Genomic DNA, 23,733 nt, shown 5'->3' with positions numbered 1-23,733 from the left:
ACACCTTTTGTTAACATTTATAACAAAAATTCGCTCATTAGTTCACAAAAAACTGAATAGATTCAAGATCTAGTTATCGATTCAAGAGCGTTACTGTTTTGTATTACCGTAACTTTATTTGAAGTGATAGGCGATAATCGCCTTTAAAGTGGTAGAGAAATACGCTTGAAATAGCGATTTAACACAGAAAAGAGTAAATTTTAGGTACAAAAAAGCTCGGTATAAAACCGAGCTTTTGATTCCACAATCCGGTATAAGCCAGAACGTAATATTCCGAAGAAATATTAACGCTTTGAGAATTGTGGGCGACGACGTGCTTTACGTAGACCAACTTTCTTACGTTCAACCTGACGTGCGTCACGTGTAACGTAGCCAGCTGCGCGTAATGCAGGGCGTAATGTTTCATCGTACTCCATAAGAGCGCGAGTGATACCGTGGCGGATCGCACCAGCTTGACCAGAAATACCACCACCTTTAACAGTAACGTATAAATCTAGTTTTTCTAACATGTCTACTAACTCAAGTGGTTGACGAACAACCATACGAGAAGTTTCACGACCAAAGTAAACATCAAGGCTACGCTTGTTGATTACGATGTTACCACTGCCTGGTTTAATGAAAACGCGAGCAGCTGAGCTTTTGCGACGGCCAGTGCCGTAGTATTGATTCTCTGCCATTGTCATAATCCCCGATTAGATGTCTAATACTGTTGGTTGTTGAGCAATATGGTTATGCTCAGCACCAGCGTAAACTTTAAGCTTACGGTACATAGCACGGCCAAGAGGACCACGTGGTAACATACCTTTAACAGCAAGTTCAAGAACCATCTCTGGTTTCTTATCAATCAATTTTTCAAAAGTGATTGATTTTAGACCACCAGGGAACTCAGAGTGACGGTAATACACTTTACCTTTAGCTTTGTTACCTGTTACAGCAACTTTCTCAGCGTTGATAACGATGATGTAATCACCAGTATCTACGTGAGGTGTGTATTCAGCTTTATGCTTGCCACGAAGGCGAGATGCAATTTCACTTGCAAGACGGCCAAGAGTTTTACCTTCAGCGTCTACAACATACCAGTCACGTTTTACAGTAGCTGGTTTAGCAACGAAAGTTTTCATGCTAATAATAACCCGTTAATTAAATTTTACACACAAGGAGTTGTTACACTCCCACTGTCTAAGAGCCCATATCATCACCCCTTCGAGTGTTGGCACTCTCGGCCATATTTTGGAAAAAATAGACCTGCAGTAACGGTGGGTCGCAGGATTATAGAGAAGTGTGAGGAAAAAATCATCTTTTTTGTGGCTAAACTTAAAAAAAGAGTAAAGCCAACAAAACGAAGGTTTAGGCCAAATGTTCTTTAGCTAAATACTCCTGACTTTGCATCTCAACAAGTCGAGACAAACAGCGCTTAAATTCGAAGTCTAACTGACCGGATGAATAAAGGCTCTCCATGCCCACTTGAGCCGAAATAATCAGTTTAACGTTCCTCTCATAAAACTCATCGACTAGTGCGATAAACCTTCTCGCTGCATCATCATGCTGCGCATTCATCTCAATAACGTCTGATAACAGAACGGTGTGGTAAATGCGTGATATTTCAATATAGTCGTTTTGACTTCTGCTGGTCTGACAAATCTGTTCGAATGTAACAAATAACACACCATCGCAAGCCTTTCTAACAGGTATATTTCTATGATTTATTTCTATTTCGAATAGAGTGCTTTTACAGTCGGTAGTAAGTTGTCCGTAATATCGGTTTAGATTTTCTTCAGCAATATCATCTAATGGTGAATGATAAATCTCAGCTTGTTCCAAAGTTCTCAATCGATAATCGACACCGCTGTCTACATTCACTATTTGACAATGTTCTTCAATCAAATCAATTGCGGGCAGAAAACGAGCTCGTTGCAATCCATTTCGATATAGATCTTTAGGCGGAATATTAGACGTAGCGACCAATACAACCCCTCTTTTGAATAAGGCCTGAAACAATGTTCCTAAAATCATAGCATCGGTGATATCAGAGACAAAAAATTCATCGAAACAGATGATGTCGGTTTCGGATTTAAATATATCCGCAACTTGTTCGAGAGGATCAGACGTTTCTGAAAGACGCCCCATTTCATCATGAACTCTCAACATAAAGCGATGAAAATGCACTCTCATTACTTTTGAGCCAATCATCGTTTCGCAAAAAGTATCCATTAGATACGTTTTTCCACGTCCTACCCCACCCCACATGTAGATGCCTTTAGGCAGTTTTGGCTTTTCGGCGGTTTTTCCTAGCCATCGCTGCAATTTGTTTACCGACGGTGTAGGGGTCTTCAAATATGCTTGATAATCATGAAAAAGCTGGTCTAGTTGCTGTACCGCGTTTTTTTGCGCAGGGTCATTTTGAAAACCAAACTCTTCAATATCTTTTTTATACTTGTCTATCGGTGTCATCAACTTCGCTGCCTAAAAATTAATGCTTATATATACAATATGAGTTTCTATTACGTATCTACTTTATTCAATTGCATACTCATAGTACCATGAGATACAAGCATGTGTAATTCGTATGTAAACAACATGTTACCTGATAACTTAAAAAGGAGTTGTTATGCCTTGGATTTACGGACTTGTGGGTCTTCTTGTAGGAGCGATTTTAGGTATTATAATTTCGCGTATAAAAACCCCACAATATAAAAAACATCAGCAGATGAAAAAAGAGTTGGCTACAACTAAGTTTGAATTAGAGCAACAACGACAAGAATTAACTGACCATTTTTCACAAACCTCTGAATTACTTGACGTATTAGGAAAAGATTACACTAAGCTCTACCAGCACATGGCCACAACCTCGACTGAAATGTTGGCAAATTTACCAGAACAAGACCAACCTTTTGCGAAGAAGCTAACTCAAGTAGATTCTGATACTGAGCAAGAAGCCGATACCCAACCTAAAGATTACGCCAAAGGTGCAACTGGATTATTAACACCAGAGAAAAAAGAAATCATCGAAGCGCCAGAAGCGGTTAAAGCCTCTTAATTGATGATCTAGTAATATTAGATACAATTATTTTATTAATTTATTTGAACTAGAGTCAGGTTTTTGAGTCATAAACTCCATAACAATATAGAGGAGTAAATGATGAAAAAACCTATACTTGCCTTAAGTGTATTGGCTTTAAGTCTAAGCACTATCATCACACCAGCACCTTCCTTCGCAGCACTACCTCTCAGTGTTGGAAATGAACAATTACCGAGCCTTGCTCCTATGTTAGAGCAAGTTACTCCGGCTGTTGTCAGTATCGCTGTTGAAGGTAAGCAGACGTCTCGGCAACAATTACCTGAATCATTTAGATTTTTCTTTGGCCCAGATTTCCCATCCGAGCAGCTTCAAGAGCGACCGTTTAGAGGGCTAGGTTCAGGTGTCATTGTTGATGCTAAAAAAGGACATATTGTTACTAACTATCATGTAATCAATGGCGCTGATGAAATCAAGGTCAAGCTACACGATGGTAGAGAGTATGATGCCGAGCTTATCGGCGGTGACGAGATGTCTGATATTGCGTTGCTCAAATTAGAGTCCACTAAAAATCTTACACAAATTAAAGTCGCCGATTCAGATAAATTACGCGTCGGAGACTTTAGTGTCGCTATTGGTAATCCATTTGGATTAGGACAAACCGTCACTTCAGGAATCGTTTCGGCGCTTGGCAGAAGTGGATTGAACATAGAAAACTTCGAAAACTTCATTCAAACCGACGCTGCTATTAACAGTGGTAATTCTGGCGGTGCACTGGTTAACCTCCGTGGTGAACTAATTGGAATTAACACAGCGATTCTCGGACCAAATGGCGGCAATATTGGGATTGGTTTTGCAATTCCATCTAACATGGTTATCAATCTCACCGACCAAATACTTGAGTTCGGCGAGGTTAAGCGCGGAATGTTAGGTGTCCAAGGTGGTGAAGTAACTTCTGAACTTGCCGAAGCTCTTGGATATGAAGCAAGCAAAGGGGCATTTGTTAGTCAGGTTGTACAAGACAGCGCAGCTGATAAAGCTGGGCTAGAAGCCGGTGATATCATTATCGAAATTAATGATAAAGAAATCCGAACCTTTAGCGAATTGAGAGCGAAAGTGGCAACACTTGGAGCCGGTAAAGAGATAACGCTCGGCGTTATTCGCGACGGCAAAAAGAAAAGCTTTGACGTTACGCTAGGTGAAGCATCCGATAGCAAAACAAAAGCTGCTACATTACACGACGGCCTCAAAGGTGCTGAGCTGACAAACACATCATCAGACGATTCTGTCGAAGGTGTTAAAGTTAGCTCCGTAGAGAAAGGCTCTTCAGCGGAAGCGTTCCAACTCCAATCGGGCGATATTATCGTCGGAGTCAACCGTCAACGCGTGCATAACCTTGGTGAATTAAGGTCGCTGTTAGAACAAAAACCAAATGTTCTAGCACTGAATGTTCAGCGTGGAGAGCGTACTATTTACTTAGTTGTTCGATAAATCATCTATATATTCACTACACAAGGGAAGATTGCTTCGTAATCTTCCCTTTCTTTTACAAACACCTATCTGTATCCTTATTCATCGTGAATTATCTTACCTATACTTAAATATTACGGTTTTGCTTTCGTAGCATTAGGGGATACATGCTGAATTTTCTATTACGTTCTGTTGGTTTAGGCCTAATAACAGCATTCATCATTTTGCTCGCAGTACCCTCACTGCGCTCTAACATCATTCCAGAAGATATCGTCGATACCGTTGAAAGCTTTCAAGAGCTTAGGGTGTCATTTAGTGATGCAGTCCTTCGTGCTGCGCCCGCTGTTGTCAATATTTATAGCCGAAAATACACGGCAGAAGATCGATCTACATTGAAGACTCAAGGGCTCGGCTCTGGTGTTATCGTCAGCGATAAAGGCTACATTATTACCAATTTTCACGTCATCGCAAAAGCGGACCAAATCATCGTTGCACTGCAAGATGGAAGAATAGCCAATGCGCAACTCGTTGGTAAGGATCGTCGAACAGACATTGCGATATTGCGTATAGAGATGACTGAACTACCCACTATCCCTTTAAACTCTAACTACGATGCACAAGTTGGAGATATCGTCTTAGCGATAGGTAATCCTTATAATTTAGGGCAAACAACGACATTCGGAATTATTTCAGCAACAGGTCGTTCCTCAATTAGTGCTGATGGTAGGCAAGCCTTTATTCAAACCGATGCTGCAATCAATCAAGGTAACTCTGGAGGAGCTTTAGTCAATACTCACGGAGAACTTGTTGGTATTAACACCGCCTCATTTCAACAAGCAACCGACCTCGAAACCTATGGAATCTCATTTGCCATACCTTACGCTTTAGCGGACCGTATTATGCAAAAAATCATAGCTGACGGACGGGTCATACGAGGGTATATAGGTGTCGATGGACAAGATATAAACACCATGACGTCTAGGTTATTAGGTGGTGATTATGTTGGTGCAATCATTATTTTAGGTGTTGCCCCAGAAGGTCCAGCAGCCATCGCTGGATTACAAAAAAATGATGTTCTACTCGCTATAGATGAACAAAAGATCAACGGTCGTCAAAGTGTAATGGACATCGTTGCAGATCTTCGCCCAGGGACAACGGTCAACTTTACCGTACTAAGAGATGGGGAAACACTTTCTATTGCTGTTCAGGTTGGTGAGTCTGCCGATCCTGAATAGATCCCTCTTTCAACTAAATAACCATCAAGAGAATAAAGAAAAGCCCAATTATTAATTGGGCTTAGTTATTCATATCAATTGCTAGAAAATTTTATTCTTCGGTATTGGGCATTTCTGTCCCTGATACTGTTTCTATTTCAATATTAGTCACTCTTTGAAGCCCTCTTGGTAACAAGCCTCCTCTACGACCTCTTTCACCTCTATAGTTTTCGAGATCTGCAGGTTTCAACCCTAATTTGCGTTTACCAGCATGGAGAGTAACCGTCGCACCTTGAGGTATAGAAATCAAATGAGAAACAATCTCTTCTCTTGCTTTTGCTTTCGCTGCCGGGATATTAATAATCTTGTTGCCTTTTCCTTTTCCTAGCTGAGGTAAATCTTTAATCGGGAAAATGAGCATTCTTCCTTGATTAGTTATCGCTAAGATTTCATCCGCATCAAGATTGTTCACAGGTTTCGGGGTCAACACCTCCGAATTAGCAGGTAAGCTAACGAGTGCTTTACCACTGCGGTTTTTAGAAAGCAGGTCTGCACCTTTACAAACGAAGCCATACCCCGCATCTGAACCTACAAGCCAAAGCTGTTCAATTTCACCCATAATAACCTGACGAATAGATGTCCCTTCTGCAACATTTAGACGCCCTGTTATAGGTTCACCTTGGCTTCTTGCCGATGGCAGTGAGTGGGACTCTAACGAATAACTACGTCCATCCGAGCCTAAGAAAACTGCTTGCTGATTACTCTTACCACATGCCTGTGCAAGGTAACTGTCACCAGATTTATAATTCAAATTTGAGGCATCGACATCATGGCCTTTCGCATGTCGTATCCATCCTTTATCTGATAGAACAACTGTAATTGGCTCACTTGGGACTAGGTCTCTTTCCGTTAGTGCTTTAGATTCACTACGCTCAACTAATGGAGAGCGTCTATCGTCGCCATATTTTTCAGCATCTGCTTGAATTTCTTTTTTAAGCAGCGTGTTCATGCGTCGTTCAGAGCCGAGTAATAATTGTAATTTATCACGCTCTTTCTCTAACTCTGATTGTTCACCACGTATTTTCATCTCTTCTAGTTTGGCGAGATTACGAAGTTTAATATCTAAAATCGCGTCAGCTTGAATATCTGTAATAGAAAAGCGTTCCATTAAGACTACTTTAGGGTGGTCTTCACTGCGGATAATTTCTATCACTTCATCAAGATTTAGATAAGCAACCAACAAACCCTCTAGGATGTGCAAACGAGCAAGGATTTTATCTAGACGATACTGTAATCGACGGCGGACTGTCAGACGACGAAATTCAATCCACTCAGACAGTATTTGCACTAACCCTTTAACTTGTGGACGATTGTCTAAACCAATCATATTCAAGTTAACTCTAAAGTTTTTCTCGAGATCTGTAGAAGCAAAAAGATGGTTCATCAGCTGATCACAATCAACTCTATTTGAGCGAGGGACGATAACAATTCGTGTTGGGTTCTCATGGTCAGATTCATCTCTAAGATCATCGACCATTGGCAATTTTTTAGCTCGCATCTGAGCCGCAATTTGCTCCAACAACTTCGCACCAGAAACTTGGTGAGGTAATGCCGTGATGACAATATCAGTGCTTTCTTTATGCCAAACCGCGCGCATTTTAATACTGCCACGACCAGTTTTATATATTTTTTGAATATCGCTTGTAGGAGAGATTATTTCCGCTTCTGTAGGGTAATCCGGTCCTTTCACATAATCCATTATGGCCGGCAATTCCGCTTTAGGGTTTTCCAATATATGAATCGCCGCATTCGCTACTTCACGAACGTTATGCGGTGGAATGTCTGTTGCCATTCCCACAGCAATACCTGTAATACCGTTAAGCAAAATGTGAGGTAATCTAGCGGGCAGCATTAATGGCTCTTTCATCGTGCCATCAAAATTAGGTTGCCATTCAACGGTGCCTTGACCAAGCTCGCCTAATAATACTTCTGCAAATTTAGATAATTTAGACTCGGTATAACGCATTGCAGCAAATGATTTCGGATCATCAGGTGCTCCCCAGTTACCTTGTCCATCCACTAATGGATAACGATAGGTAAATGGCTGAGCCATCAGAACCATCGCTTCATAACAAGCCGAGTCACCATGAGGATGATACTTACCGAGTACGTCACCTACTGTACGAGCCGATTTTTTGTACTTAGCAGAGGAAGAAAGTCCTAACTCGGACATTGCATAAATAATACGTCTTTGAACCGGTTTCAATCCATCACCAATATAAGGTAATGCTCGGTCCATAATGACGTACATAGAGTAATTCAAATACGCATCTTCAGTAAACTTGCGCATTGGCATCTGTTCAATGCCTTCATAGGTAATTTCAGTGGACATCTATCTTTTAAACCTCTGCTAAATCGCCATTGCTTTGTAACCAAGTACGACGGTCATCCGCTCTCTTTTTACCTAGTAACATATCTAACATTTCGTTGGTAAGCTCATCGTCATCAATAGTAAGTTGAACCAATCGACGAGTATTTGGATCCATTGTGGTTTCACGCAGTTGCAGTGGGTTCATCTCACCCAAACCTTTAAATCGTTGTACGTTTATTTTGGCTTTCTTCTTACTCAAACGTTCAAGTATGCCCTCTTTTTCTTCTTCATCGAGCGCGTAAAATACCTCTTTACCACAATCAATACGAAAAAGTGGTGGCATGGCAACATAAACATGACCTTCTGCGACCAAGGCCCTAAAATGGCGAGTGAATAATGCACAAAGTAATGTAGCAATATGGAGTCCATCGGAGTCAGCATCCGCTAGTATGCAAACCTTGCCGTAACGCAAGCTATCAAGATTATCTGTATCAGGGTCAATACCTAACGCCACAGAAATATCATGAACCTCTTGAGAGGCTAAAACCTGATCTGCTGACACTTCCCATGTGTTAAGTATTTTACCTCGAAGGGGCATAATAGCTTGAAATTCGCGATCTCTGGCCTGTTTTGCAGACCCTCCCGCAGAATCCCCTTCCACAAAAAATATCTCTGTACGGCTTAAATCTTGTACGGAACAATCCGTAAGTTTACCCGGTAAAGCAGGGCCTGATGCCACTTTTTTACGTACTACTTTTTTGCTCGCACGCATTCGGCGATGAGCATTAGAAATGCACATTTCAGCCATAAGTTCGGCTAATTGAGGACGCTCATTTAACCAAAGACTGAAAGAATCTTTAACAACTCCTGAGACAAATGCCGCGCATTGACGAGATGAAAGACGCTCTTTTGTTTGGCCAGCAAACTGAGGATCTTGCATCTTTATCGACAAGACATAAGAACAACGGTCAAAGACATCATCCCCCGTTAATTTAACGCCACGAGGAAGTAAGTTACGGAATTCACAAAACTCACGCATTGCATCGAGCAAACCCTGACGCAATCCATTGACATGAGTTCCACCAAGAGGGGTAGGTATCAAGTTCACATAACTTTCTGTTATTAATTCGCCACCTTCTGGCTGCCAGATAAGAGCCCAACTAGCCCCTTCCGTTTCCGCTTTAAACTCACCAGTAAATGGGGATTCTGGAAGTACTGTATAACCTTTAACGCCTTCGGAAAGATAATCTTTCAAGCCATCTTCATAAAACCATTTATGTACTTCACCGTTAATTTTATTGGTAAAAGTAATCTCCAACCCTGGGCAGAGAACCGCTTTGGCTCGTAGATTATTAATGAGTCTAGAAGCAGAGAAGTTACTCGAGTCAAAATATTTAGGCTCTGGCCAAAAGTGCACACTCGTCCCACTATTTCGACGGCCACAAGTCCCTGTAACCGTCAAATCGGAGACTTTATCACCATGTTCAAACGCAATTTCATAGACTTGGCCATCACGCCTAACAGTAACATCCACCCTTTTAGAGAGGGCATTAACTACCGAAATCCCAACGCCGTGTAAGCCACCGGAAAACTGATAACTTTTGTTAGAAAACTTACCACCTGCGTGGAGCTTACATAAGATCAGCTCGACACCCGAGATTTTCTCTTCAGGGTGAATATCTACAGGCATACCACGTCCATCGTCAATCACCTCTAATGATTGATCGGCATGGAGAATAACTTGTACTTTAGATGCATGACCGGCAAGTGCTTCATCGACACTATTATCGATAACTTCCTGACCTAAGTGGTTAGGGCGCACTGTATCCGTATACATCCCAGGTCTGCGACGTACTGGCTCTAAGCCGTTAAGAACCTCAATGGCTCCAGCATTATATTGTTCAGTCATAATACGGAAATTGTCTTATAAGTTTAGGGGTACTTTTTATGAAAACATTACGTTTTGAATTCAATTCGAAACAAACACCTCAAAATGGTGTTTTAGATATAAAAACGTGTTCTCACATAGAGTAAATACAAAGGAACATAGTCTGGAACAAGGGCTCAGTTGTCAAGCGCATTGCTCACGGGATAGAGATTTTATGACATTTCCCGCACGAATACGGGTGACTAGAGCCCAAGAAAGTTAATTATTTGTTCAGGATACCGGTCGAAACCAACGAAACTATGATCTCCGCCTTTTTCTACGGTTTGCTTAGATTCAGAAAACTTATCAACTGCCTGTCGATAATCAAGAACTTCATCACCTTCTTGTTGCAATAACCAAAAATCAGCAGGGTCTGTAAGTGTGACTACATCTAATGACCTTAGCTGCTCGACATGTTTTTGTTGCAAAGTATAGGTTTCATTTGTGTAGGGATTTGTCTGTTCACCTAAATAATCTTGTAATAATTCATAAGGGCGCACGGCCGGGTTTACAACTACGGCAGAAAAACCATAAAGACTATTTAACCAAGTTGACATATAACCACCCAAAGAACTACCAACCAGGCCGATTTGATAGTCATCTTTGTATTGTTCAACAATATCTAGCAGTAACTGCTTCGCGTCTTCTGGAAAGCAAGAAATTTGAGGCGTGATGACTTTAATATCTGGTCGACTTTGTTCACAAAACGTTTTCATTACATTCGCTTTCAAGGATTGCGGTGAGCTGTTAAAACCGTGAATATAAAGCAATAGCGAAGGTTTCATCAGTAACCTCCCGCACCAAAATCGGGAATAAACTGACCATTTTTGAGCCTGCCGATCTTGGTTTCTAATCTTCCATCCTCAAACAATTCTATCGTCCTCCAGCCTGGTGAGCGTGAATCCAATGAAAAATCCTTAGAATTGGGTTTAAACTGAACGCAGGTCGAAGGCGTTGTCATCACTCGAACACCAGAAATCAATTGATTGAAGTCTTGGTGAACATGTCCACCCAATATCGCCTTAACGTTATTATGCTTGTTAATTACATCCCATAACGATTGCGCTTCATGTAAAGTATGTTGATCTAACCACTCACTGCCAACAAGAACTGGATGATGATGAATAAGAACAAGCGTATGCAAATGCGCATTTTTAAGTAATGTATTGTCTAGGTACTTTAGCTGTAAATCAGACAGTCGACCATGGGGCACACCTGCCACTTGGCTATCAAGTAAAATAACTTGCCAATGCTCACCGGCTAAGACATGAGTCTCATCACGAACATGCTCCGAGGGAATGATGCTATCCATGCTCAATTTATAGTCGTGATTTCCAGGTAACCAAAAACACGGCTTACTTAAATGAGTAATCCCTTGTTCAAATCGTTGATATGAGCGAATCGAATGATCTTGAGAAATATCGCCCGTTGCAAGTACCGCGTCAAACTCAATATCTTGCGTCATAATTTCTTCTATAACGGCATGAAAACTATCAAGAGTGTTCACACCTAACAGACACCCGTCTGCCTCAGAAAACAGATGGGTATCAGTAACCTGCAAAAATTTTATACTGTTATTTAAGGTTGCTGGTATCTTCAAAATAGTAAACCTAACTTTTTTCCTTTGAATTAATCTTTATTCTCGTAAACTTTTTTTATAATTATTGATGGTGCGTTTTTATTGTCTCTTTTTAATCAGCAATGTCACGGGAAACTTAACACTAAAAAAGAGGAGCACGACTTATGCCATGTTTTAAACAAAAAGAAAGCCAATCACTTAAGAATTGATTTAATTGAAACTTTTCATCTTTCTGCATCATTTTTGAATTCGGGTAATCATAACGAGCTTGCACTCTAGAAATCTGCTCACTTGCACACACTTCTGCAACTCTAGCATCGTTATACAGCCTTACTGTCATCCTAGGTAAAGGAAAAACTGGCTGTTCGTTACATTGGCTAACATTAATTAAGGTTGTGTACTTAGTTATTTCTATGACTTCTAATTGATAGGCCATGTCCGCAACTTGATAAGAACGTACATCACCAACACTCGGCTGATTGGGCAGCAAAGCGTTTAATTTAGCATAGTTTGTTTCATAAACCCTCATCAGACCTGCAAGATCAACATGATAGGGCTTCCCAGACATTACCGTTGCCATTCTAACCTTAGTTTTTCATGGTTAATCTCTAACCATTGTAAGGCAATAATAGATGCGCCATTTTCTATTTTACCGTCAGCAATTAACGCATAAGCATCGCTTCTTTTCATTACCAATGCTCGAATATCTTCACTTTCATAATCGAGACCATAAACACCTCCAGCGCCCAAAGAGTTCACCTGCCCTACAAAAACATCTAATCGTTCAGAACAGCCTCCTGCAGAAGGGTAATAGCTAGCAACCGAAGCAATGTTGTCCACCTCTAAACCAGCCTCTTCCATCGCCTCACGACGAACGAGATCTTCTACCTCTTCATCAGCGTCCATGATCCCTGCAACAATCTCTAATTGCCATGGGTTTTCATGCTCTAATGCACCTACTCGAATCTGTTCAATCAATACCACTTCATCCCTTATTGGATCATAGGGTAACATTGCGGCGGCATGACCACGCTCAAATAATTCACGTTCTACAGGTTGACTCCACCCACCATCGTACAACTTGTGCTTAAATGTATACTTAACCATTTGAAAAAAACCTTTGAACAAGGTCTCTTTGGAAATGATCTTTACATCTTCTGGGGTAAATTGTGGCTTCATAGAGGATTAGACTCCATAGATTCATGTATTGAGTATTTTAATCATAGAGTAACTTTAGCACCAATGATATTACTCAACTTTATCAATAAGGTTTAAATAAATTTTGAATTTACCAAAAAATATTGCACACTCGTACAATAAAATGTAAAAAAGAGCAAAGATTAGAACAAAATAACCTCTACTTGGGTTAAACTCTTGAAGAATCGATCCTTAATTAAGGCAGGAACAAACCAAATGAAAAAGCTGCTTCCATTATTTATTAGTACAGCGCTAGGTACTACGTCGACCATCGCTCTTGCTGATGATCTTGCTGAGATCTACAATTTAGCAAAAGAAAACGACCCAACATTACTACGTTCAGCAGCTCAACGAGACGCTGCATTTGAGGCAATTAATTCTAGCCGTGCGACCCTTTTGCCACAAATTAATTTAAGTGCTAGCTACGATATTACACGTAGTGATTATGACAGTGCTGAAAATAATACGTTGGCTGCGGGTATCAATTTTTCACAAGAACTTTACCAACGCTCAAGCTGGATCACACTTGATACGGCAGAAAAATCAGCGAGACAAACTGATGCGGCCTATGCAGCCCAACAACAGAATTTGATCCTACGAGTTTCTACCGCCTACTTTGAAGTACTTAGAGCACAAGATAGCTTAGAATTTGTTCGTGCTGAAAAAGCCGCAGTAGCAAGACAGTTAGAGCAGACGAAACAACGTTTCGAGGTTGGTCTATCTGCAATTACCGACGTGCATGATGCACAAGCAGAGTACGATAGTGTGCTAGCGAGTGAAGTGGTAAGCGAAAATGACCTTGTTAACAGCTATGAAGCACTTCGTGAAATAACAGGGCGAGAGCATACTAACCTTAATGTTCTCGATACCAAAACCTTCTCTGCAACCAAAACCGAAGAATCTCCACAACAACTTCTTGAATTGGCGCAAACTAAGAACTTAACGCTATTAACAGCAAGAATCTCTCAAGATATTGCTCGAGACTCTATCTCATTGGCAAGTTCTGGACATCTTCCATCACTCACTTTAGATGGTGGTTACGGCTATACAGATCAAGGTGAAAGTACCAGTGATTATGATGCTAATAGCTTCAACATTGGCCTAAATCTTTCTGTACCTCTATATACTGGTGGCAATATCACCTCACAAGTTAAACAAGCTGAGTTTAACTATGTCGCGGCAAGTGAAGACCTAGAAGCGACTTATCGCAGCATCGTCGCTACAGTGCGTAGCTCAAACAACAACATCAATGCAACCATTGGTACTATACGAGCTTATGAGCAATCAGTAGTGTCTGCTAAGTCTGCTTTAGAAGCAACGGAAGCGGGCTTCGATGTTGGTACCCGTACCATTGTTGACGTTTTGGATTCTACTCGACGTTTATACGACGCAAACCGTAACTTATCTGATGCTCGTTACAACTACATCATCAGTGTTCTAAGTTTACGTGATGCTACTGGTACACTCAGTGAGAGTGAAATTTTATATATCAACGCAGGCCTTAAAGCACCTGATGTTGTAAAAAAATAACCTTTACTGCACTTAACGAAAAAGAGGGTCGGCAATGCCGACCCTCTTTTTCGTTAATACTAAACTAGAATCAAGTAAACCACTTATCCCATTGCTCGTTGACGCACGTTCGTTCTTCAATAAATCGGCTTTCATCCACATCCGCGTCTTGATTGAGTAAGTTTCGATGATGAATTTCATCTCGAAGTGTCGTATAAGCATTATTTAAGGCTAAGGCTTCACTTTCATCAATAACCCCTTGGCTCGCTAATGACTCAAAAATCCTGACATTATCAGACCAACGAGTTAGCGAGGTATGTTCATTACTAAAGCTTAGAACCAAATATTGAGCGAGAAATTCGATATCGGTAATTCCCCCTTTGTCTTGCTTAAGCATAAACCTACCGATTTTCTTCTCACCAAGATGCTCGCGCATTTTTTCACGCATTGCAGCGACATCTTGTTTCAGCTTTTCTTTCTCTCTAACTCTGGAAAGCACTCTATGCCGGATATCACCAAAAGCGAGAGCCAATGGTTTATCTCCGTAAATTAATCGAGTACGAACAAGAGCTTGATGCTCCCACGTCCACGCATCGTTTTGTTGATACTCTTCAAAGGCCTCTGTTGGGCTAACCAATAACCCAGAAACACCTGAAGGTCTCAAACGGGTATCAATTTCATACAAAATTCCAGAAGCCGTTCGTGTTGAAAATATATGGATAATTCTTTGCGCCAAGCGCAAATAAAACTGTCTTCCATCTATCTCTTTTTTACCATCTGTATAAATATTTACAGGACAATCATGCATAAAGACGATATCAAGATCCGAGTTATACCCTAGCTCCCAACCACCAACTTTTCCATAACCAACGACAGCAAACCCTTTACCTTCTCTATCTTTTAGATGAGTCGGCTCACCATATTTTTCAGACAATTGTAACCACGCCTGATTAATGACGGCCTCAACAATCGCCTCAGCTAAATAGGTTAAATGGTCGCTAACTTTCATCACAGGTAACACTTCAGCAATATCAGCGGCGGCGATTCTTAAACTACATATTTGCTTAAACTGCCTCAAAGCCTCCATCTGTTGTTCCATGTCATCTTCAGGGATCCGAGCTAAATAATCTCTTAATTCTGTCTTATATGACTCTAACGGAACTGGGTTGTAGAGTTGATTAGGGTCTAGCAATTCGTCAAGTAAGATCGGAAAACGGCTGAGTTGTTCCGATATCATAGGACTTGCTGTGCAGAGACGCACTAACTGGGTTAGCGCTGCAGGGTGTTCGTCAAGAAGCTCTAGGTAGGTAGTACGTGTGACTATTTTGTGCAAAAGGTGAAGCACTCGTGGCAGACCAAATTCAGCCTCCTCATGCAAAAATATACTTTGGAACACCTTAGGCATAAGCTTATTTAAGACTTCTCTCCCTCTTGGCCCCAGAGTCTTTTTAGCGAGATCATTCTTAAATTGAATAATCACTTGAGCTTCTTTTTCTGGGGCTTCTCTAGAGAGGTCTTGCTCTAAAACATGTTCGATCACTTCTTCTTTATGAGCCATGTCCCATAACTCAGAAAAATGTTTTTTGACCGCTGTACTTTCCTCTTCTTCTTCACCTATCAGCTGTTCAAATATGGCATGTACTACCTGCATATGATTTTGGGTATCTTGTAGCATTTCTTGCCAAGTCTCTTTTCCCATCGCACACGCTAACTTCAATTGATCAGATTCGTGTTCTGGTAAAGTTTGTGTTTGCTTATCGGCCATGGCTTGTAACAAGTTTTCTTGTCTTCTTAAATAACGATATGAAGCCTCTAATTGCTCAACTTCCGTATTATCTAAAAGATTTAACTCCTTCACTGCGGCCAAGGTTTCTAACAAACCCCGCCCTCTTAAACTTGGTTCCCTTCCCCCTCGAACCAGTTGAAATACTTGGGCAATAAATTCAATTTCACGTATACCACCGGCACCCAATTTTATATTATTAGCTAACCCTCTGCGCCTAACCTCACTGGATATCATAGATTTCATTCGGCGAAGAGATTGAATCGCACTAAAATCGATATAGCGTCTAAAGACAAAGGGTCTTAGCATTTGTCTAAGCTCTTGATATTCCGGATACATTTCACTACCCATCACCCGTGCTTTTATCATTGCATAGCGTTCCCAATCACGCCCCTGCTCTTGGTAATAGTCCTCAATTGCCGCATAACTCATCACTAACGGTCCACTTTCTCCAAATGGCCGTAATCGCATATCGACTCGATAACAAAAACCATCGAATGTTTGTTGATCGAGCGCTTTAATAATCCGTTGACCCAATCGCGTAAAAAACTGAGCGTTAGATATGCTTCTACGAGCTCCTTGAGTTTCTCCGTTTTCAGGATAAGTAAAGATGAGGTCTATATCTGATGAAAAGTTAAGCTCTCCCCCTCCAAGCTTACCCATCCCTATAATCAACATTGGTTGAGGTTCACCGCTGGCATTGCATGGCGTACCCCATTCATCGCAACAGAGCTTATATTGCCAGCGATAGGTTTCAAAAATCATCGCTTCTGCAAGCATTGATAGATGACTTAAGCTTTCATCAAGGCTCCAGTTATTAGTGAAGTCTCGCCATGCTATATAAACCATCTCTCTTCGTCTAAATTGGCGTAGAACCTTGAGCCCACAGTTCTCGTCATTGCAACTCTGTAGCAATGTGGCTAAACGATCTCGATAAGTACTACAACGTTCTTTCTTTTCCAGCATATCCGGTAAGATTTGTACTAACTCATCGTCTTGACAAAGTGAATCTGTCACAAATTGACTTAAGGCTATTACGCGCTTTAATTCACTCTGTCGCAGTTCTGGCCACTTTTCTATTAACAGCTGAGAGTCATCATTGAATTGAGAATAGGCGGATTGATATTCTGAAAGAAAGTTCTCGGGCAAATGCATCTGACGTCCTTGTTCGTTACCGTTTTTATCCTTTAACTTTAACCCTACTTTAGCAATAAAAAAGGCCCGCTAACACTGAGCGGGCCTGATAAACGTACGTTACGTGATCTCTAAGGTAACTATTGTCGGATTAGGTTACTATATTTGGAAAGATTGAATTTTCCTATCTAACTCTTCAGCGTTACGCTGCATATCTTCCGACATTTCCAATAGCTCAGATACAACCACAACAGAAGCCTCTACTAGGCCTCTTACGTTTGTTAGATTTTGATTCATCTCATCTGCTACAGTACTTTGTTGGCTTGCTGCTGTTGCTATCTGAATATTCATATCATTAATACTTGTTACCTGCTCAACAATGCCGCCTAGCTCATCGCCAGCATTATTCACCAACTCAGCACCATCTGCGGCTTCTACAACACTCTTTTCCATCATTTCTACTGCAGAGCTAGCACTGTTTTGCAACTGAGTAATCATATCTTGAATTTCTACTGTTGCTTTTTGAGTACTTTGCGCTAGGTTTCTCACTTCATCGGCAACGACTGCAAAACCACGTCCAGCTTCACCGGCTCTCGCTGCTTCTATAGCGGCGTTCAACGCCAGTAAATTTGTTTGTTCAGAGATGTTTTGGATAGTACCAACAACGCTGCTTATTGAATCGACTCTAACTTCTACTTGATTCACCGCCTCGGCCGATTTGCTTATATCATTCGATAGTTCTTTCATTTTGCTTACACTATCGAGCACAAACTGTTGTCCTGTTTGAGCTTGAACCTGAGCTTGTTCGGTGACTAACGATGCATTTTGAGCATGTTCAGCAACCGTTTGAACGGTTGTACTCATTTCATTCATTGCTGTAGCAAGCTGATCAATCTCACCAAATTCTTCTTCCGATGAATCTTTGGTTTCCGACATACTAATAGTCATCACCTCGGTCATACTAGATAACTCTTGGGAAGTATCGATCTGTGCTTTAATTACGTCTTGAAGCTGAATCCTTGTTTTTTCTAGCTCTCTGGCTAAGTCACCATACTCATCTTTACAATTTAGCTCGATTGGTGTGACAAGGTCTTTTCCTGCCATACCTTTAATGGCATCTGAGATATAATTCGTTTGGCGTAGCATAACATTAGCTGCACCAAGCAATATCCCGACAAAAACAATGATCATTAACAAAGTTTGCCAAATAATCTGCTCTATGTAAGCGTCGTAATGCTTTTGGGACATATCAGAACTTTGTGATACCACCACAACCCAATTCCCATTACTCAACTTAACAGCATGCTCAAACCTTTCTCCATCGGCTAATTTTATACTTTGATGACTTGATACCTGAGAGAGTAGCTGTTTAACAGAGCTTCCATTACTCGTCATGGTATCCATGGCATTAAGAGAGGTAAAACCAGGATGGCCAATTATTTTTCCACTGTCTCTTTCGACAATATAAGTAAAATGGTCCTTAGCGCTGCGATTTAGAATCTTTTTAATCGCAGACTCTACTGCACCATTTCCACTAGCAGTCGATAAAATAATATCAATTAAGCTTGCTTCAGATTGCGCTTCAATTGCAATTTGTTCTATTTGGATCGATGTAGAAGAATTATAAAATGTTCTCGCATCCCACAGCTGTTTTGAAATAATCAAAACCGAACTAAAAGCCATCAACAAAATGAGTTTAGGTACTAATCGTATGTCTGTGATCAGCCTTTCCCATGGTTTAATCGTGATACTTGCCATTCCTAGTTCTCCACGTATTCTTATATTACTTGACTCGTTGTCTAGATAGTTAGTATAGCTATCCTACCAATGATTATAGCGACACTAATTATCACTACATTTAATTTGAGCCTCGAATGAAAAAACATCATATCAAAGATGAAGTCAAACCAATGAGCCTAATGTCACTGGTATTGTCTTTTTTGTCACTATTTGTGATCTCTGGACTATTATTTTTTAAGCCTTCGCCAGATACCTATTCTTTACTTATCGGCATCGACACTGCGATCTGTAGTCTTTTTTTATTACAGCTCACAACAGACCTCATTCGTTCTAAAAATCGATTACTTTATCTAAAAGAACATTGGATAGATTTCGTCGCAAGCATACCGTTAATAGAGCCACTTCGTTATGGCCGAATTTTCCAAATTTTACGAGTGATCAAAGTTATTCAATCTGGAAAGCATATTTTTGATCAAATAAACCGTAACAGAAGTGAAGCCACATTCGCTTCAATCTTATTATTATTGATTTTTCTGCTGACATTGGGATCCACCGCGATTCTCTTTGTTGAGGCGAGTCATCCAGAGGCAAACATAAAATCTGCAGGTGATGCGTTGTGGTGGTCAATAGTGACCGTGTCAACCGTTGGCTATGGTGACCACTACCCAACGACCGATATAGGTAAGATTATTGCGTCGGCAATATTGATTTGTGGTGTAGGGATATTCGGTATGATTTCAGGCCTAATCACATCTTTAATCGCTTCACCAAAATCTAATAGACCATATCATCAATTAGCTAAAAATAATGAATTATTAGAAAAGCTCATCGCTGATCAAAAAATACTGATTAAAAGAATAGATAATTTAGAAAGATCCCAAAATCACAAACCAGATGAAAATCGATAACGATTAAAAAAGGTGGACAATCTTAGTTGCCCACCTTTTTTAATCAGATCATTATCACTGTCTGAAGGGTTTTCAATTACTCCAATAAGGAGGTACTTCTACACTCATCGCTCTGGTTTGTTCCATCGCGTGTAAGATAGAAAGTTCTTGTCTAGCAAGCCATCTTTCTAACTGATTTTTATCTTCTTCATCAAGTTCTTTGTCGCTAAGTAACTCTTCAAGAGGCTTTAAAGTAAGAAGATCATCAATACCATGGAGAAGATCATCCCAAGGCATACGAAAATTATTTCGCTGTTCAATATCGTATAGCGAAGCAAAACAGATACCGGTATAAAGGTTTCGCATTAACCCATATCGTTGATCTATATACTCTTCACTTGTTAAGACTTTTTGAGCAGGAAAAGCCTCCATTAATTCGGCCCACGTCCTGTCTAGTTGATGTTGAGAAAAGCGTTTAATGGAAGTTGTCATTTTTTCTTTTGCTTTATCATCGAGAAATGGATGCCAACCTCTACCCATTAGCCAACGACTTAAATCAAGTACGAGCCCCGTATACCGGGCCGAAGTAAATAGAGTGACCATTTCCTCTTCATTTGGTAACTGCGACTTGCTGTAATTAAGCTTAGATACCAATAACTTTCTCGCATCCAGTTTACGAAGAACATGACCTTTATCTTCACAAAGATCATCAATATAATCTGCTGTTTTTAACCAACTCATCTCTTCATCTAACCATTTTAACTCTTGACGTAACAAGGCACTTGCTCGCCGTGGAACAATGCCGCTATACACGGTTAAAATTTGTCTGATAAATGAGATTGAATTACTAATTTGTGCGAGCACGAGATTAGACGGATGTTCAAAAAATATCTGTTCGTGATAGTGCCAGTGTGAAAGGGCATGCTCTAACGAATTGATAAAGCAATCTTCTACACTATCGTCATTTTTCGTTTCCACCATAGATAACGGTTTTACATCATCGCCCTCATAATCTTGTGCAAGGCGGTAACCTCTAGCCGCTTTACTTAGATTACCTAATCGCATACCGCCTTCTTCACTTAAGCTTCTTGCTAAAGTAAACAGAGAGTCCGCTTGACCCGATTTCAGTTCGAGTTCCACCTCACAAATTGGTGACTCTTTATCCCCCGCAATGACTTTACCTTGATCAAAAGCCACTTCGATTTGGCTTCCGTCCGCCATTCCAACTAACCACTGCTCACGGGTAAAATTTGTTGAAAATAGTGGAAAAATTTCTTGTTGTAATTGGGATACATCTTTACCTGAGGGCCAAATATCTTGAGGATGAAGGGTAAGATCTGGAGAGTTACTATCATGTTCGGCATTATATTCGGGTCGTTGATGTAAGCCAGCCACTACGCGACCTGATGTTTTTACGGTCTGAACGAACACGTCATCGAATCGCCTAATACGCAGGCCAATATCATGCTGGCGTAACCAATTGTCTTGAGTATCGAAGTAAATATTACCTAATTCTCTACAACTGCTCTGAAGAACCTTGGTCTCCGCAATTTTTCGTTGTAATTTATCGGAAAATTCAGGTTTTACAAAAAACTTCAGTTCTATCTCGGTTTCCATTGAATATTTATACCTTTAAAAGTCGTCTTACACAGGATATTGCCTATTATTGCCTACCGCAAGAACGAAATTTCACGCTCTAGATGATCTAAATCAGTTTTATTGGTCAATTTATTAGGTTAACATGCGCCACTTCATAGCCCTAGGCGACCAAATACATTTTTTTAGTATATGGTTTATATAGGTTCTATTTTTTTAGGTTTGATCACTATGCCAGTAAATACAATTATGGGATTGTTCGCTAAATCCCCAATAAAGCCGTTACAAAAGCACGTGGCGGTTGTAGATGAATGTTGCTCTCAGCTTGTGGAGTTTTTTGAAACTTGCCATCAAGGTGATTGGGATAAAGCAGAAAAAATCCGTGCACACATTTCTGAACTAGAGAAAGAAGCCGATGTTTTAAAGCGTGAAATTCGTTTAAAACTCCCTAGCGGTTTGTTTATGCCTGTCGACCGTACAGACATGTTGGATCTTATCACTCAACAAGACAAACTCGCTAACCTCGCCAAAGATATTTCAGGACGCGTCATCGGACGTAGACTGAACATACCTAACACAATCCACGACAACTTTATCACATACGTTAAGCGTTGCATTGATTCAGCTAATTTAGCGCATAAAGTAGTCAAAGAGTTCGACGAACTTTTGGAGACCGGATTTAAAGGCCGTGAAGTAAACTTAGTGGCCGATATGATCCATCAACTGGACTTGATCGAAGACGACACTGACTTATTGCAAATTCAATTACGCCAACAATTAATGGCGATTGAAAATGACTATAGTCCGATTGACGTCATGTTTTTGTACAAAATTCTTGAATGGGTTGGCGAAATCGCTGATCAAGCTCAACGAGTTGGAACTCGTTTAGAATTGATGCTCTCTCGTTCATAAATTTTTCAGTCACTTTGTAAAGTCAGGTTTAACCTATAGGCAGTTCAATCAGCACAAATGAATGTGCTCTGCTTTCAGCTTGGCTTACTAAAATACTAAGGTATCACAATGGATATCCTCGCTAATTACGGCACTATCCTTATCATTACTGCTGCGCTCTTTGGCTTTTTAATGGCTATCGGTATTGGTGCAAATGATGTTGCCAATGCTATGGGCACATCAGTTGGTTCAAAAGCTTTAACGGTAAAACAAGCGATATTTATCGCTATGATTTTTGAATTCGCGGGTGCTTATCTCGCTGGTGGCGAAGTAACAGACACCATTCGTAAAGGGGTTATTGATACCTCTTTGTTTGAAAGCCAACCTGAAGTACTTGTATTCGGCATGATGTCAGCGCTATTGGCCGCTGGTACTTGGTTGTTACTTGCTTCTTTTAGAGGATGGCCAGTTTCTACGACTCACTCCATCATCGGTGCCATTATTGGTTTCGCTCTTGTTTCTGTTGGTTCAGAAGCGGTGGACTGGGGATCTGTTCAAGGTATCGTAGGCAGTTGGATAGTCACTCCACTTATATCAGGTATCATTGCCTACTATATATTCATTACTGCACAACGACTTATTTTTGATACCGCTGAGCCACTTAACAATGCAAAACGCTATGTTCCTGTATATATGTTCATAACGACATTAGTTATCGCCCTAGTTACAATCAAAAAAGGGCTTAAACACATAGGTTTGCACCTAACAGGCTTTGAAGCTTGGGGCTGGGCGATTGCAGTATCAGCTCTTGTCATGGTCGGTGGCTATATATACATAGGTAAAAAATTCGCGGGTAAGAAAGATGACCACGGTTTTGCTGGTGTAGAAAAAATATTTAGCACATTAATGGTGATCACAGCATGTGCAATGGCATTTGCTCATGGTTCAAATGATGTTGCGAATGCAATCGGACCACTTTCAGCTATCGCTTCGACTATCGAACATATGGGTGAAATAACCACTAAAAGTACTATTGCATGGTGGATATTACCACTAGGCGGTATTGGTATTGTGGTTGGTTTGGCGACTATGGGCCATAAAGTTATGGCAACAGTAGGAACCGGAATAACAGAATTAACACCAAGCCGTGGCTTTGCAGCTCAACTGGCAACGGCATCTACCGTTGTATTAGCTTCTGGTACTGGTTTACCTATCTCAACTACGCAAACACTTGTGGGTGCTGTTTTAGGTGTTGGTTTTGCTCGAGGTATTGCCGCTCTAAACCTAGGCGTTGTTCGAAATATCGTTGTTTCTTGGGTTGTCACCTTACCTGCTGGCGCTATATTAGCTGTGATATTTTTCTATATTTTGGAAGCGATATTTATCTAATCAATGTTAGGTTAATGTCATATTTGATTC

General features: G+C 40.6%; 19 protein-coding genes. 7 read left to right on the top strand and 12 right to left on the bottom strand.

The features are described from left to right. Nucleotides 1-284 precede the first annotated feature (284 nt). The 3 genes from rpsI to zapE form a co-directional block, all read right to left on the bottom strand. On the bottom strand, nucleotides 285-677 hold the full coding sequence (rpsI, locus tag PGX00_RS04465) for a 30S ribosomal protein S9 (RefSeq protein WP_272133282.1): 393 nt from the start codon (nucleotides 675-677) through the stop codon (nucleotides 285-287). A gap of 15 nt (nucleotides 678-692) precedes the next feature. Further along, on the bottom strand, nucleotides 693-1,121 hold the full coding sequence (rplM, locus tag PGX00_RS04460) for a 50S ribosomal protein L13 (RefSeq protein WP_171752644.1): 429 nt from the start codon (nucleotides 1,119-1,121) through the stop codon (nucleotides 693-695). A 226-nt stretch (nucleotides 1,122-1,347) separates the two neighbouring features. Further along, nucleotides 1,348-2,451: a cell division protein ZapE gene (gene zapE / locus PGX00_RS04455; protein ID WP_272133278.1), complete on the bottom strand. Its 1,104-nt coding sequence runs from the start codon at nucleotides 2,449-2,451 to the stop codon at nucleotides 1,348-1,350. A 157-nt stretch (nucleotides 2,452-2,608) separates the two neighbouring features. Here zapE and zapG point away from each other — a divergent pair, with 157 nt between their 5' ends. The 3 genes from zapG to degS all read left to right on the top strand — a co-directional run bounded on the left by zapG (nucleotide 2,609) and on the right by degS (nucleotide 5,721). Beyond that, on the top strand, nucleotides 2,609-3,037 hold the full coding sequence (gene zapG / locus PGX00_RS04450; RefSeq protein ID WP_272133276.1) for a Z-ring associated protein ZapG: 429 nt from the start codon (nucleotides 2,609-2,611) through the stop codon (nucleotides 3,035-3,037). Between the two features lie 102 nt (nucleotides 3,038-3,139). After that, nucleotides 3,140-4,507 (top strand): DegQ family serine endoprotease, encoded by a 1,368-nt coding sequence (locus tag PGX00_RS04445; RefSeq protein ID WP_272133275.1) that lies wholly within the window; start codon nucleotides 3,140-3,142, stop codon nucleotides 4,505-4,507. Between the two features lie 146 nt (nucleotides 4,508-4,653). Continuing rightward, nucleotides 4,654-5,721, top strand: a complete 1,068-nt coding sequence (gene degS, locus PGX00_RS04440) for an outer membrane-stress sensor serine endopeptidase DegS (RefSeq protein ID WP_272133274.1) — start codon at nucleotides 4,654-4,656, stop codon at nucleotides 5,719-5,721. A gap of 91 nt (nucleotides 5,722-5,812) precedes the next feature. Here the strand turns inward: degS and parC are convergent, their stop codons facing one another. From parC to nudF, 6 genes are all read right to left on the bottom strand, one after another. Further along, nucleotides 5,813-8,092, bottom strand: coding sequence for a DNA topoisomerase IV subunit A (parC, locus tag PGX00_RS04435; protein WP_272133272.1), 2,280 nt, complete (start codon nucleotides 8,090-8,092; stop codon nucleotides 5,813-5,815). Nucleotides 8,093-8,099: 7 nt separating this feature from the next. Further along, nucleotides 8,100-9,980 carry a DNA topoisomerase IV subunit B gene (gene parE / locus PGX00_RS04430; RefSeq protein ID WP_272133270.1) on the bottom strand — a complete coding sequence of 627 codons (1,881 nt, stop codon included), beginning with the start codon at nucleotides 9,978-9,980 and terminating at the stop codon, nucleotides 8,100-8,102. A gap of 221 nt (nucleotides 9,981-10,201) precedes the next feature. After that, nucleotides 10,202-10,786, bottom strand: a complete 585-nt coding sequence (gene yqiA, locus PGX00_RS04425; protein ID WP_272137920.1) for an esterase YqiA — start codon at nucleotides 10,784-10,786, stop codon at nucleotides 10,202-10,204. After that, nucleotides 10,783-11,598: a 3',5'-cyclic-AMP phosphodiesterase gene (cpdA, locus tag PGX00_RS04420; protein WP_272133269.1), complete on the bottom strand. Its 816-nt coding sequence runs from the start codon at nucleotides 11,596-11,598 to the stop codon at nucleotides 10,783-10,785. The genes yqiA and cpdA overlap by 4 nt, the downstream gene beginning before the upstream one ends. Before the next feature lie 121 nt (nucleotides 11,599-11,719). After that, nucleotides 11,720-12,157, bottom strand: a complete 438-nt coding sequence (locus tag PGX00_RS04415; protein ID WP_272133267.1) for a DUF1249 family protein — start codon at nucleotides 12,155-12,157, stop codon at nucleotides 11,720-11,722. Beyond that, nucleotides 12,145-12,756, bottom strand: coding sequence for an ADP-ribose diphosphatase (gene nudF, locus PGX00_RS04410; protein WP_272133265.1), 612 nt, complete (start codon nucleotides 12,754-12,756; stop codon nucleotides 12,145-12,147). The genes PGX00_RS04415 and nudF overlap by 13 nt, the downstream gene beginning before the upstream one ends. 234 nt (nucleotides 12,757-12,990) lie before the next feature. Here nudF and tolC point away from each other — a divergent pair, with 234 nt between their 5' ends. Continuing rightward, nucleotides 12,991-14,304, top strand: a complete 1,314-nt coding sequence (gene tolC, locus PGX00_RS04405; protein ID WP_272133263.1) for an outer membrane channel protein TolC — start codon at nucleotides 12,991-12,993, stop codon at nucleotides 14,302-14,304. Between the two features lie 70 nt (nucleotides 14,305-14,374). On the opposite strand, the gene glnE is transcribed toward tolC, so the two are convergent. Next, on the bottom strand, nucleotides 14,375-17,221 hold the full coding sequence (gene glnE, locus PGX00_RS04400) for a bifunctional [glutamate--ammonia ligase]-adenylyl-L-tyrosine phosphorylase/[glutamate--ammonia-ligase] adenylyltransferase (RefSeq protein ID WP_272133261.1): 2,847 nt from the start codon (nucleotides 17,219-17,221) through the stop codon (nucleotides 14,375-14,377). Nucleotides 17,222-17,359: 138 nt separating this feature from the next. Beyond that, nucleotides 17,360-18,958, bottom strand: coding sequence for a methyl-accepting chemotaxis protein (locus tag PGX00_RS04395; protein ID WP_272133259.1), 1,599 nt, complete (start codon nucleotides 18,956-18,958; stop codon nucleotides 17,360-17,362). A gap of 116 nt (nucleotides 18,959-19,074) precedes the next feature. On the opposite strand from PGX00_RS04395, the gene PGX00_RS04390 reads away from it, so the two are divergent. Beyond that, entirely contained in the window at nucleotides 19,075-19,848 is a 774-nt protein-coding gene (locus PGX00_RS04390) for a potassium channel family protein (protein ID WP_272133258.1), read from the top strand. Nucleotides 19,849-19,920: 72 nt separating this feature from the next. Here PGX00_RS04390 and PGX00_RS04385 read toward each other — a convergent pair whose 3' ends face one another. Then, nucleotides 19,921-21,444, bottom strand: coding sequence for a CYTH and CHAD domain-containing protein (locus tag PGX00_RS04385; RefSeq protein WP_272133256.1), 1,524 nt, complete (start codon nucleotides 21,442-21,444; stop codon nucleotides 19,921-19,923). 210 nt (nucleotides 21,445-21,654) lie between these two features. On the opposite strand from PGX00_RS04385, the gene PGX00_RS04380 reads away from it, so the two are divergent. Both PGX00_RS04380 and PGX00_RS04375 read left to right on the top strand, forming a co-directional pair. After that, complete coding sequence (locus tag PGX00_RS04380) at nucleotides 21,655-22,335, top strand: TIGR00153 family protein (RefSeq protein ID WP_272133255.1); 681 nt, start codon at nucleotides 21,655-21,657, stop codon at nucleotides 22,333-22,335. A gap of 108 nt (nucleotides 22,336-22,443) precedes the next feature. Next, entirely contained in the window at nucleotides 22,444-23,703 is a 1,260-nt protein-coding gene (locus PGX00_RS04375; protein ID WP_272133254.1) for an inorganic phosphate transporter, read from the top strand. Nucleotides 23,704-23,733: the final 30 nt, after the last annotated feature.

It is taken from the genome of Vibrio algarum, from assembly GCF_028204155.1.
GTDB lineage: Bacteria > Pseudomonadota > Gammaproteobacteria > Enterobacterales > Vibrionaceae > Vibrio > Vibrio algarum.
This window is presented reverse-complemented; position numbering and strand designations above follow the sequence as displayed.